This window comes from Bacillus sp. LM 4-2, assembly GCF_000978495.1.
Lineage (GTDB): Bacteria > Bacillota > Bacilli > Bacillales > Bacillaceae > Bacillus > Bacillus subtilis.
On sequence record NZ_CP011101.1, the window covers coordinates 1,766,567 to 1,781,283 of the forward strand.

Consider the following 14,717-nt stretch of genomic DNA (forward strand, 5'->3'; position numbering starts at 1 on the left):
ATGAGAAATAATGATAATATCCGCATATTAACTAATCCTTCTGTCAGTCATGGGGAGCCTTTACATATATCTGAAAAGCAGCCGGCAACAATACCTGAAGTTTTATACAGAACGGCGACGGAGCTTGGGGATACAAAGGGAATCATTTATTTGCAGCCGGATGGAACTGAAGTTTACCAATCATACAGACGATTATGGGATGATGGATTGCGCATTGCGAAGGGGCTTCGCCAATCAGGCCTGAAAGCAAAACAAAGCGTGATTTTGCAGCTTGGTGACAATTCACAGCTTCTCCCTGCGTTCTGGGGGTGTGTGTTAACAGGGGTTGTTCCGGCTCCATTAGCCGTTCCGCCAACGTATGCTGAATCGAGCAGCGGCACTCAAAAGCTGAAAGACGCATGGACGCTTCTTGATAAGCCAGCGGTGATTACGGACCGGGGGATGCATCAGGAAATGCTCGATTGGGCAAAAGAACAAGGGCTTGAAGGGTTCAGGGCAATTATTGTAGAGGATCTGCTCAGCGCTGAAGCGGACACAGATTGGCATCAATCCAGTCCTGAAGACTTAGCGCTTTTATTGCTGACTTCAGGCAGTACGGGAACGCCCAAAGCAGTTATGCTTAATCATCGTAACATTATGAGCATGGTGAAAGGGATTATTCAAATGCAAGGCTTCACCAGAGAGGATATTACGTTTAACTGGATGCCGTTTGACCATGTCGGAGGGATCGGAATGCTGCATTTGCGGGATGTTTATCTTGGCTGTCAGGAAATTAACGTCTCAAGCGAAACGATCTTAATGGAGCCGTTGAAATGGCTGGATTGGATTGATCATTACCGAGCTTCTGTTACGTGGGCGCCGAATTTTGCGTTTGGTCTGGTTACTGATTTTGCAGAAGAAATAAAAGATAAGAAATGGGATCTGTCTTCAATGCGATACATGCTCAATGGCGGTGAAGCAATGGTAGCCAAGGTAGGGCGTAGAATACTTGAGCTTTTAGAACCACATGGACTGCCTGCTGACGCCATCCGACCTGCCTGGGGAATGTCCGAAACTTCATCGGGCGTTATTTTTTCTCATGAATTTACCCGGGCTGGAACAAGTGATGATGATCATTTTGTTGAAATAGGCTCTCCAATCCCCGGCTTCTCTATGAGAATTGTGAATGACCATAATGAATTGGTTGAAGAGGGTGAGATCGGCCGTTTTCAAGTCTCGGGTCTTTCTGTTACTAGCGGTTATTACCAGCGGCCTGATTTGAATGAGAGTGTGTTTACAGAAGACGGCTGGTTTGAAACCGGAGATCTTGGCTTTTTGCGAAACGGGCGCTTAACCATAACAGGCCGTACGAAAGATGCAATTATCATTAACGGCATTAATTATTACAGTCATGCAATTGAGTCTGCAGTTGAAGAATTACCTGAAATTGAAACTTCTTATACTGCTGCTTGCGCTGTCCGTCTGGGCCAGAATTCAACAGATCAGCTGGCTATCTTCTTTGTTACTTCCGCAAAATTAAATGATGAGCAGATGTCTCAGCTTCTTAGAAACATACAATCCCATGTCTCACAGGTGATCGGAGTCACCCCGGAATATTTGCTGCCTGTACAAAAAGAAGAGATTCCAAAAACGGCTATCGGAAAGATCCAGCGCACCCAGCTAAAAACTTCATTTGAAAATGGAGAGTTCGACCACTTGCTACATAAACCCAATCGGATGAACGATGCAGTCCAGGATGAGGGGATACAGCAAGCAGACCAGGTGAAAAGAGTAAGGGAAGAAATACAGAAGCATCTGCTCACCTGTTTGACTGAGGAGCTGCACGTTTCCCACGATTGGGTGGAGCCAAATGCAAATATCCAAAGTCTTGGTGTGAATTCTATCAAGATGATGAAGCTCATTCGATCGATCGAGAAAAACTATCATATCAAACTAACAGCTAGAGAGATACATCAATATCCTACAATTGAACGCTTAGCCAGCTATCTATCAGAACATGAAGACCTCAGCAGCTTGTCTGCTGACAAAAAGGGCACGGACACATATAAAACCGAACCGGAAAGGAGTCAGGCAACTTTTCAGCCTCTCTCTGAGGTTCAAAAAGGATTATGGACATTGCAAAAAATGTCACCCGAAAAAAGTGCATATCACGTACCTCTCTGTTTTAAATTTTCGTCAGGGCTTCACCATGAAACATTCCAGCAGGCTTTCGGCCTTGTATTGAATCAGCACCCAATCTTAAAGCACGTCATCCAAGAGAAAGACGGAGTGCCATTTCTTAAAAATGAGCCAGCACTTTCAATTGAAATCAAGACAGAAAATATCTCAAGTTTGAAAGAGTCTGATATTCCTGCTTTTCTTAGAAAGAAAGTAAAGGAACCGTATGTAAAGGAAAACAGCCCGTTAGTGCGTGTCATGAGCTTTTCCAGATCTGAACAAGAGCATTTTTTATTAGTTGTCATTCACCATTTGATTTTTGACGGAGTTTCGTCTGTCACATTTATACGCAGTCTGTTTGATACCTATCAGCTTCTTTTAAAAGGACAGCAGCCGGAAAAAGCTGTTTCTCCTGCCATTTATCATGATTTTGCGGCATGGGAGAAAAACATGCTTGCCGGCAAAGACGGTGTGAAGCACCGTACATATTGGCAGAAACAGCTATCGGGAACTTTGCCGAATCTTCAGCTGCCTAATGTCAGCGCAAGTTCAGTCGATTCTCAGTTTAGAGAGGATACATACACCAGGCGGTTGTCCAGCGGCTTCATGAATCAGGTCAGAACGTTTGCGAAAGAGCATTCTGTAAATGTCACGACGGTATTCTTAAGCTGCTATATGATGCTGCTTGGCCGTTACACAGGCCAAAAAGAACAGATCGTCGGCATGCCGGCCATGGTGAGGCCGGAAGAAAGATTTGATGATGCCATTGGACATTTTCTCAATATGCTCCCGATTCGGAGTGAGCTGAACCCGGCAGACACTTTTTCTAGCTTTATATCAAAATTGCAATTAACGATATTGGATGGGCTTGATCATGCAGCATATCCTTTTCCAAAAATGGTGAGGGATCTGAATATTCCTCGCAGTCAAGCAGGTTCACCGGTATTTCAAACCGCTTTTTTCTATCAGAATTTTCTTCAATCCGGAAGCTATCAAAGCTTGCTGAGCCGCTATGCTGACTTCTTTTCTGTCGATTTCGTTGAGTATATTCACCAAGAGGGCGAATACGAATTAGTATTTGAACTGTGGGAAACAGAAGAAAAAATGGAGCTGAACATCAAGTACAATACTGGGCTGTTTGATGCGGCTTCTATATCCGCCATGTTCGACCATTTTGTTTATGTAACAGAGCAGGCGATGTTGAATCCTTCTCAGCCTTTAAAAGAGTATTCTTTATTACCTGAGGCAGAGAAGCAGATGATTCTCAAAACATGGAACGCCACAGGAAAAACGTATCCATATATAACTTTTCATGAGTTGTTTGAGCAGCAGGCGAAAAAGACGCCTGATAGAGCGGCTGTCAGCTATGAAGGTCAAACATTGACGTATCGGGAGCTTGATGAGAAAAGCACACAGCTGGCCATTTATTTGCAGGCGCATGGAGTGGGTCCTGACCGTCTGGCGGGGATCTATGTGGATCGATCGCTGGACATGCTAGTGGGTTTATTAGCGATCCTCAAGGCTGGGGGAGCGTATGTGCCGCTAGACCCGTCCTATCCGGCTGAACGATTAGAATACATGCTTGAGGACAGTGAAGTTTTCATTACACTGACGACATCGGAATTAGTAAATACGTTGAGTTGGAACGGTGTCACAACAGCCCTTTTAGATCAAGATTGGGATGAAATTGCTCAAACAGCCTCTGATCGAAAAGTGCTTACACGCACTGTCACGCCAGAGAACTTGGCATATGTCATTTATACATCCGGCAGCACAGGAAAGCCAAAAGGTGTCATGATACCACATAAAGCTTTGACAAACTTTCTCGTTTCGATGGGGGAAACACCAGGTCTTACGGCAGAGGATAAAATGCTTGCTGTCACAACCTACTGTTTTGATATTGCAGCTCTGGAATTATTTTTGCCTTTAATAAAGGGCGCACACTGCTATATTTGTCAAACGGAGCATACAAAAGACGTTGAAAAACTGAAACGGGACATCCGCGCGATCAAACCGACAGTGATGCAGGCAACCCCCGCTACGTGGAAGATGCTCTTTTATTCAGGCTGGGAAAATGAAGAGAGCGTGAAAATTTTATGCGGTGGCGAAGCATTGCCTGAGACATTAAAACGATATTTCTTAGATACGGGCAGCGAAGCCTGGAATATGTTCGGGCCAACCGAAACAACTATCTGGTCAGCGGTTCAGCGCATTAACGTTGAATGCTCTCATGCCACGATAGGAAGGCCAATCGCCAATACACAAATCTATATTACGGATTCTCAGCTCGCGCCAGTGCCGGCAGGTGTTCCGGGTGAGCTGTGCATTGCAGGAGACGGTGTGGCGAAGGGCTACTACAAAAAGGAAGAATTAACGGATTCGAGATTCATTGACAACCCTTTTGAGCCTGGGTCTAAGCTTTATAGAACGGGAGACATGGCCCGTTGGCTTACGGGAGGGCGAATTGAATATATAGGCCGCATCGATAATCAAGTAAAAATCCGCGGATTCCGTATTGAACTTGGTGATATTGAAAGCAGGCTTAGTGAGCATCCCGGCATTCTGGAATGCGTTGTGGTCGCAGATATGGATAACCTAGCTGCCTATTATACAGCTAAACATGCAAATGCTTCTCTCACAGCGAGAGAGCTGCGTCATTTTGTGAAAAACGCTTTGCCTGCCTATATGGTGCCTTCTTATTTTATTCAGCTTGATCATATGCCGTTAACTCCGAACGGAAAGATAGATAGAAACAGCCTTAAGAATATCGATTTATCAGGGGAGCAGCTAAAGCAAAGGCAGACCTCTCCTAAGAACATTCAGGATACTGTTTTTACCATTTGGCAGGAAGTGCTGAAAACGAGTGACATTGAATGGGATGACGGATTTTTCGATGTGGGCGGGGATTCGCTTCTCGCGGTCACTGTGGCTGATCGTATCAAACATGAACTATCCTGTGAGTTTTCTGTCACAGACCTGTTTGAGTATTCAACGATTAAAAATATCAGCCAGTACATCACTGAACAGCGAATGGGCGATGCAAGTGACCATATGCCGACAGACCCGGCAGCTCATATAGAAGATCAGTCTACCGAGATGAGTGATCTCCCGGACTATTATGACGATAGTGTGGCGATTATTGGCATATCGTGTGAATTTCCAGGGGCAAAAAATCATGATGAATTTTGGGAGAACCTCAGAGACGGCAAGGAAAGCATTGCGTTTTTCAATAAAGAAGAGCTTCAGCGCTTTGGCATTTCAAAGGAGATAGCGGAGAATGCCGACTATGTCCCTGCTAAAGCTTCAATTGATGGGAAAGACAGATTTGATCCAAGCTTCTTTCAAATCTCTCCTAAAGACGCTGAATTTATGGACCCTCAGCTTCGGATGCTGCTGACTCATTCATGGAAAGCAATAGAAGATGCCGGTTATGCTGCGGGACAGATTCCGCAAACCAGTGTTTTTATGTCGGCAAGCAATAATTCTTATCGCGCGCTGCTGCCGTCAGATACAACAGAGAGCTTGGAGACGCCGGACGGCTATGTTTCGTGGGTGCTTGCACAGAGCGGGACGATTCCGACAATGATTTCTCATAAGCTCGGGCTGAGAGGGTCAAGCTATTTCGTTCATGCCAACTGCTCATCATCTCTGATTGGATTGCATTCTGCCTATAAAAGCCTGCTGTCGGGTGAATCTGATTATGCTTTAGTTGGCGGGGCAACGCTGCATACCGAGTCAAATATCGGATATGTGCATCAGCCGGGGCTGAACTTTTCGAGTGATGGACATATTAAAGCTTTTGACGCTTCAGCTGACGGAATGATAGGCGGTGAGGGCGTTGCTGTTGTATTGCTGAAAAAAGCAGCTGATGCAGTAAAGGACGGGGATCATATCTATGCCTTGCTGAGAGGCATTGGTGTAAATAACGACGGCGCTGACAAAGTCGGCTTTTATGCTCCAAGCGTTAAAGGCCAGGCTGACGTGGTTCAACAGGTCATGAATCAAACGAAGATACAGCCTGAATCCATCTGCTATGTAGAAGCACACGGAACCGGAACGAAGCTGGGGGACCCGATCGAGCTGGCGGCTTTAACAAACGTTTACAGGCAATATACAAATAAAACGCAATTTTGCGGCATTGGGTCGGTGAAAACCAATATCGGACATTTAGATACAGCCGCCGGTCTTGCGGGCTGCATTAAAGTCGTGATGAGTCTTTATCATCAAGAGCTTGCACCGAGTATCAATTATAAGGAGCCGAATCCAAATACAGACTTAGCCAGCTCTCCTTTTTACGTCGTCGATCAAAAGAAAACGTTAAGCCGTGAGATCAAAACGCACAGGGCTGCACTTAGCTCGTTCGGGCTTGGCGGGACAAATACCCATGCTATTTTTGAACAATTCAAAAGGGATTCTGATAAGAGAAAGATAGACGGGACTTGCATCGTCCCGATCTCGGCGAAAAATAAAGAGAGGCTGCAAGAGTATGCCGAAGACATTCTGGCCTATTTAGAAAGAAGAGGGCTTGAGAACAGCCGGCTGCCTGATTTTGCGTATACCCTTCAGGTGGGGCGCGAAGCGATGGAGCATCGCGTTGTCTTTATTGCCGATCATATAAATGAGTTAAAACAGAGGCTCACAGATTTTATCAATGGAAAAACAGCGATTGAAGGCTGTTTTCAAGGAAGTAAGCACAATGCCAGAGAGGTTTCATGGCTGACGGAGGATGAGGACAGCGCTGAACTCATACGTAAGTGGATGGCCAAAGGAAAGGTAAACAAGCTTGCAGAAATGTGGAGCAAGGGAGCACATATAGATTGGATGCAGCTTTACAAGGGTGAGCGCCCAAACAGAATGAGTCTGCCGACTTATCCATTTGCAAAGGAACGATATTGGCCGTCGCGGGATGACCGCAAACCGGTGGCGCAGCTATCCGGAAATCAGACAGGGATCGGCACTATTCATCCATTGCTTCATCAGAATACATCTGATTTTTCTGAACAGAAATTCAGTTCGGTTTTCACTGGTGACGAATTTTTCCTGAGAGACCATGTGGTAAGAGGAAAGCCTGTGCTTCCTGGTGTTGCGTACCTTGAAATGGCGTACGCGGCTATAAACCAGGCGGCAGGAAGTGAAATTGGCCAAGATGTCAGAATCAGATTGAATCATACAGTCTGGGTTCAGCCTGTTGTGGTTGACAGACATTCAGCTCAAGTGGATATCAGTCTCTTTCCTGAAGAAGATGGAAAAATCACCTTTGACATTTATAGTACACAGGAAGACGGGGACGACCCTGTTATTCATAGTCAAGGCAGTGCGGAGCTGGCATCTGCCGCCGAAACGCCAGTCGCAGACCTCACTGAAATGTCACGCCGCTGCGGCATAGGAAAGATGTCGCCTGATCAATTTTACGAAGAAGGCAGAAGCAGAGGAATGTTCCATGGTCCGGCCTTTCAAGGAATTAAGAATGTGAATATAGGAAACAGAGAGGTTTTGGCGCAGCTGCAGCTTCCAGAAATCGTTTCTGGAACGAATGAACAGTTTGTGCTGCACCCAAGTATCATGGATTCCGCCTTGCAGACAGCAACAATATGCATCATGCAGGAATTGACGGATCAAAAGCTGATTTTGCCATTTGCGCTTGAGGAGCTTGAGGTGATCAAAGGGTGTTCTTCTTCTATGTGGGCTTATGCTCGCTTAAGTGACAGCGATCACTCCGGAGGGGTTGTTCAGAAAGCGGATATCGATGTCATTGACGAGAGTGGAAGCGTATGTGTCAGGATCAAAGGATTCTCAACGAGAGTATTAGAAGGGGAGGTTCATAATTCAAAGCCTTCAACACGGTACGAACGCTTAATGCTTGAACCGGTGTGGGAAAAACAGAATGAAGAACGAGAGGACGAAGATCCTTCGTACACGGAGCATATCATTGTTCTCTTCGAAACTGAACGAAGTGTCACAGACAGCATTGCCTCCCACATGAAAGATGTCCGTGTGATTACTCTAAACGAAGCTGAAGGACATATTGCTGAACGTTATCAATGTTACATGCAGAACATTTTTGAACTCCTGCAAAGCAAGGTCCGTGAGCTTTCTGCAGGCCGTATCATCATTCAAGCGATTGTTCCACTGGAAAAAGAGAAGCAATTGTTTGCCGGCGTTTCCGGTCTGTTTAAAACAGCAGAAATAGAGTTCAGCAAACTGACTGCTCAGGTCATCGAAATTGAGAAACCTGAAGAGATGATAGACCTTCACCTCAAGCTGAAAGACGACAGCCGGAGACCATTTGACAAACAGATTCGATATGAGGCTGGATACCGTTTTGTGAAAGGCTGGAGGGAAATGGTGCTTCCTTCAGCTGATACGCTTCACATGCCGTGGAGAGACGAGGGTGTTTATCTAATCACAGGCGGAGCAGGAAGCTTAGGCCTTCTGTTTGCAAAGGAAATTGCCAATCGAACTGGCCGGTCTACTATTGTGCTGACGGGACGATCTGTTTTAAGTGAGGATAAGGAAAACGAGCTGGAGGCTCTTCGAAGCATCGGAGCGGAGGTTGTCTATCGAGAGGCTGATGTAAGTGATCAGCATGCGGTTCGTCATCTTTTTGAGGAAATCAAAGAAAGATATGGCACTCTCAATGGAATTATTCACGGTGCAGGCAGCATTAAAGATCACTTCATCATTCATAAAACGAATGAAGAGTTTCAAGAGGTGTTGCAGCCAAAAGTGAGCGGGTTGTTACATGTAGACGAATGCAGCAAGGATTTCCCATTGGACTTTTTCATTTTCTTCTCATCTGTTTCGGGATGTTTAGGAAACGCTGGACAAGCCGATTATGCGGCAGCCAATTCGTTTATGGATGCATTTGCTGAATACCGCCGTTCTCTTGCGGCATCAAAAAAGAGATTCGGCTCCACCATTTCCTTCAATTGGCCGTTATGGGAAGAAGGCGGTATGCAAGTCGGCGCTGAAGATGAAAAGAGAATGCTGAAAACGACGGGAATGGTCCCGATGCCGACAGATAGTGGCTTGAAAGCATTTTATCAGGGGATAGCATCTGATAAGCCGCAAGTTTTTGTGATGGAAGGACAGCTTCAGAAAATGAAGCAAAAACTGCTTTCCGCAGGATCGAAAGCCAAGCGGAACGATCAGAGAAAGGCGGATCAGGATCAAGGACAAACTAGAAAATTGGAAGCAGCCTTAATCCAGATGGTTGGCGCAATTTTGAAAGTAAACACAGACGATATCGATGTCAACACAGAGCTGAGTGAGTACGGATTCGACTCAGTTACATTCACTGTCTTTACAAACAAGATCAACGAAAAATTTCAGTTGGAGCTAACACCGACCATTTTCTTTGAATATGGTAGCGTCCAAAGCCTGGCTGAATATGTAGTTGCTGCGTATCAGGGCGAATGGAATCAAGATGCTACTGCTAAAGGCATAGATGAAAGAACAAACTTAGTGCACAGTTTAAGCAGCCTGGAGGCATCATTAAGCAACATGGTCAGTGCAATTTTAAAAGTAAATAGTGAAGATATTGATGTCAATACAGAGCTGAGTGAATACGGATTTGATTCCGTTACATTTACGGTCTTTACAAACAAGATAAACGAAGAATTTCAGTTGGAGCTAACGCCGACCATTTTCTTTGAATATGGAAGCATCCACAGCCTGGCTGAGTATTTGACCGTTGAACATGGTGACACCCTGGTTCAGGAGCGAGAAAAACCAGAGGGGCAGGAAGAGTTACAGACAAAATCCCCTGAAGCGCCGAAAATCACATCACGTAGAAAGCGCCGCTTTACACAGCCTATTATTGCAAAAGCAGAAAGAAACAAAAAGCAGGCTGCCGATTTTGAGCCGGTTGCAATTGTCGGCATCAGCGGCCGATTCCCTGGCGCTATGGATATAGACGAATTTTGGAAAAACCTAGAAGAAGGAAAAGACAGCATCACAGAAGTTCCAAAAGATCGATGGGATTGGCGGGAGCATTATGGAAACCCAGACACTGACGTCAATAAAACCGACATCAAATGGGGCGGGTTTATTGATGGTGTCGCAGAGTTTGATCCGTTGTTTTTTGGTATTTCGCCGCGAGAAGCTGATTATGTAGACCCTCAGCAGCGCTTGTTAATGACATACGTGTGGAAGGCACTGGAAGATGCGGGTTGCTCGCCGCAAAGCCTTTCGGGTACAGGGACTGGTATCTTTATCGGTACGGGAAACACCGGTTATAAAGATCTATTCCATAGAGCGAATCTTCCAATTGAAGGCCATGCTGCTACAGGTCATATGATTCCTTCGGTAGGCCCGAATAGAATGAGTTATTTTTTAAATATTCATGGTCCGAGCGAGCCAGTAGAGACGGCTTGTTCCAGTTCTCTTGTAGCCATTCACCGTGCTGTGACTGCGATGCAAAACGGTGATTGTGAGATGGCGATCGCTGGAGGCGTGAATACGATCTTAACCGAGGAGGCGCATATTAGCTACAGCAAGGCGGGCATGCTCAGCAAAGACGGCAGGTGTAAAACCTTCTCTGCCGATGCGAATGGCTATGTCAGAGGCGAAGGGGTCGGAATGGTCATGCTGAAAAAGCTGGAAGATGCCGAGCGCGACGGAAATCATATTTACGGCGTTATTCGGGGGACGGCGGAAAATCACGGCGGAAGAGCTAATACCCTGACATCGCCTAATCCGAAAGCACAAGCTGATTTGTTGGTGCGTGCATATCGCCAAGCAGGCATAGATCCAAGCACTGTCACATATATCGAAGCACATGGAACAGGGACGGAATTGGGCGATCCGATTGAAATAAATGGGCTGAAAGCCGCGTTTAAGGAACTATCCAATATGAAAGGAGAGAGCCAGCCGGATGTTCCGGATCACCGTTGCGGCATCGGCTCAGTTAAAAGCAATATCGGTCATTTAGAGCTAGCAGCCGGTATTTCCGGTTTGATCAAAGTGCTTTTGCAAATGAAGCATAAAACGTTAGTGAAAAGCCTGCATTGCGAGACGCTTAATCCTTATCTTCAGCTGACAGACAGTCCGTTTTACATCGTTCAGGAAAAACAGGAATGGAAGTCTGTCACAGATCGTGACGGAAACGAGCTTCCGCGCCGTGCCGGAATCAGTTCGTTTGGGATTGGCGGAGTAAACGCGCATATTGTGATTGAAGAATATATGCCAAAAGCCAATTCAGAACACACGGCTACAGGACAGCCAAACGTGATTGTGCTGTCGGCTAAAAATAAAAGCAGGCTGATAGATCGTGCTTTGCAATTGCTTGAGGCGATCCGCAATAAAAAATATACAGATCAGGAGTTGCACCGCATCGCTTACACCCTGCAGGTCGGGCGCGAAGAAATGGATGAGCGTCTGGCGTGTGTTGCGGGGACAATGCAGGAACTTGAAGAGAAACTGCAGGCGTTTGTTGACGGTAAGGAAGAAACAGGCGAATTTTTCCGGGGACAGTCTCATCGAAATAAAGAGACCCAGACTATATTTACAGCAGATGAAGATATAGCGTTGGCACTTGATGCTTGGATCAGAAAAAGAAAATACGCCAAACTTGCTGATTTATGGGTCAAAGGGGTCTCAATCCAGTGGAACACATTATACGGAGAGACCAAACCGCGCCTGATCAGCCTCCCTTCATATCCGTTTGCGAAGGATCACTATTGGGTGCCGGCAAAGGAACATTCAGAAAGAGACAAAAAAGAACTGGTTAATGCGATTGAAGATCGGGATGCATGTTTTTTGACGAAACAATGGAGTTTGAGTCCAATTGGCTCAGCAGTGCCGGGGACAAGAACTGTTGCCATCCTGTGCTGTCAAGAGACAGCAGATTTAGCAGCAGAAGTGTCTTCGTATTTTCCGAATCATCTCTTAATAGATGTGAGCCGGATAGAAAATGATCAGTCAGACATTGATTGGAAAGAGTTTGACGGCCTAGTGGATGTCATCGGATGCGGTTGGGATGATGAGGGCCGGCTGGATTGGATTGAATGGGTGCAAAGACTGGTTGAATTCGGGCATAAAGAGGGGCTCAGGCTGCTTTGTGTGACGAAGGGGCTCGAATCGTTTCAAAACACATCTGTCCGGATGGCTGGCGCCTCACGGGCTGGGTTGTATCGAATGCTCCAATGCGAGTACAGCCATCTTATATCAAGGCATATGGATGCTGAGGAGGTTACTGATCATCGCCGTCTCGCGAAGTTGATCGCTGATGAGTTTTATTCCGATTCTCATGATGCCGAGGTTTGCTACAGAGATGGTTTACGGTATCAAGCTTTTCTAAAAGCTCATCCGGAAACAGGTAAGGCCACGGAACAGAGCGCGGTCTTCCCGAAAGATCATGTGCTTCTCATTACAGGCGGCACACGAGGCATCGGACTATTATGCGCCCGTCATTTTGCAGAGTGCTATGGAGTGAAAAAACTGGTGCTGACCGGACGAGAACAGCTTCCACCGCGAGAGGAATGGACTCGTTTTGACACCTCGAACACATCAGTTGCCCAGAAAATCCAGGCAGTGCGGGAGCTGGAAGCGAAGGGTGTACAGGTGGAGATGCTGTCGCTGACGTTATCTGATGATGCTCAGGTTGAGCAAACGCTGCAACATATCAAGCGAACATTAGGACAGATTGGCGGTGTCATTCATTGTGCAGGTCTGACGGATATGGATACGCTGGCATTTATCCGAAAAACTTCAGATGATATCCAGCGGGTGATGGAACCTAAGGTGTCAGGTCTTACAACGTTATATCGCCATGTGTGTAACGAGCCTTTACAGTTTTTTGTCTTATTTTCTTCTGTTTCAGCCATTATTCCGGAGCTTTCGGCGGGACAAGCTGACTATGCGATGGCCAATTGCTATATGGATTATTTTGCAGAAGCACATCAGAAACATGCGCCGATCATCAGTGTTCAGTGGCCGAACTGGAAAGAAACCGGTATGGGTGAAGTGACAAATCAAGCGTATCGGGACAGCGGCTTGTTGAGCATTACGAATTCAGAAGGCTTACGTTTTCTAGATCAAATTGTATCGAAAATGTTCGGACCGGTTGTTCTCCCTGCAATGGCGAATCAAACAAACTGGGAGCCGGAACTGCTGATGAAGAGGAGGAAACCGCATGAGGGCGGTTTGCAGGAAGCTGCTTTACAGAGCCCGCCAGCCAGAGACATTGAAGAGGCCGATGAAGTTTCCAAATGTGATGGATTATTATCTGAAACACAGTCCTGGCTTATTGATCTGTTTACCGAAGAGCTGAGAATAGATCGTGAAGACTTCGAGATTGACGGGTTGTTTCAGGATTATGGCGTGGATTCGATCATTTTGGCACAGGTGCTCCAGCGTATAAACCGCAAATTAGAGGCAGCGCTCGATCCATCGATTCTATATGAATACCCGACAATTCAAAGATTCACAGATTGGCTGATCGGTTCTTATTCCGAAAGGCTGTCCGCTTTATTCGGAGGCAGGATATCGGATGCATCAGCACCTTTGGAGAACAAAATAGAGGTGGAGGCACCTGTTCCTGCGAAGGATCGAGCTCTTACACCTCAGATTCAGGCACCAGCGATTTTGTCACCGGACTCTCATGCAGAAGGTATTGCCGTTGTCGGACTCTCTTGCCGATTCCCTGGGGCAGAGACATTGGAGTCATATTGGTCGTTACTATCCGAGGGGCGTTCGTCAATCGGCCCGATTCCGGCAGAGCGTTGGGGCTGTAAGACACCATATTATGCCGGCGTGATTGATGGCGTCAGCTATTTTGATCCTGATTTCTTTTTGCTTCACGAAGAAGACGTAAGGGCGATGGATCCGCAAGCACTGCTCGTGTTGGAAGAGTGTCTGAAGCTCTTGTATCACGCCGGTTATACACCTGAGGAAATAAAGGGCAAGCCCGTCGGTGTTTATATCGGAGGCAGAAGCCAGCACAAACCTGATGAAGACAGCCTTGATCATGCCAAGAATCCGATCGTGACAGTCGGCCAAAATTATTTAGCCGCTAATCTTTCACAATTTTTTGATGTCCGCGGCCCAAGTGTTGTAGTTGACACTGCATGCTCGTCAGCTTTGGTCGGCATGAATATGGCCATTCAGGCGCTGCGTGGCGGAGATATTCAATCCGCCATAGTCGGCGGTGTCAGTTTGCTGAGCTCAGATGCCTCTCACAGGCTGTTTGACCGGCGCGGCATTTTAAGCAAGCATTCATCCTTCCATGTGTTTGATGAGCGTGCTGACGGAGTTGTGTTAGGTGAAGGCGTCGGAATGGTCATGCTAAAAACCGTAAAACAGGCACTGGAAGACGGAGATACCATATATGCTGTCGTCAAAGCGGCCTCGGTCAATAACGACGGAAGAACGGCGGGGCCTGCAACACCTAATCTTGAGGCGCAAAAGGAAGTCATGAAAGATGCGCTTTTCAAAAGCGGAAAAAAACCAGAGGACATCAGCTACCTTGAGGCAAACGGGTCAGGTTCAATCGTAACCGATCTCCTTGAGCTAAAAGCGATCCAATCAGTGTACCGTTCTGGGCACTCATCGCCTCTTTC

At 46.4% G+C, this 14,717-nt stretch carries 1 protein-coding gene (cut by a window edge); it reads left to right on the plus strand.

Features of this window, described 5'->3' with window-relative positions:
* A protein-coding gene (pksJ, locus tag bslm_RS08950; protein ID WP_046381038.1) for a polyketide synthase PksJ crosses the window boundary here: on the plus strand, positions 1-14,717 show its 5' portion. 415 nt of this gene lie beyond the right edge of the window; only the first 14,717 of its 15,132 coding nucleotides appear in the window; it begins with the start codon at positions 1-3; its stop codon lies off the right edge, out of view.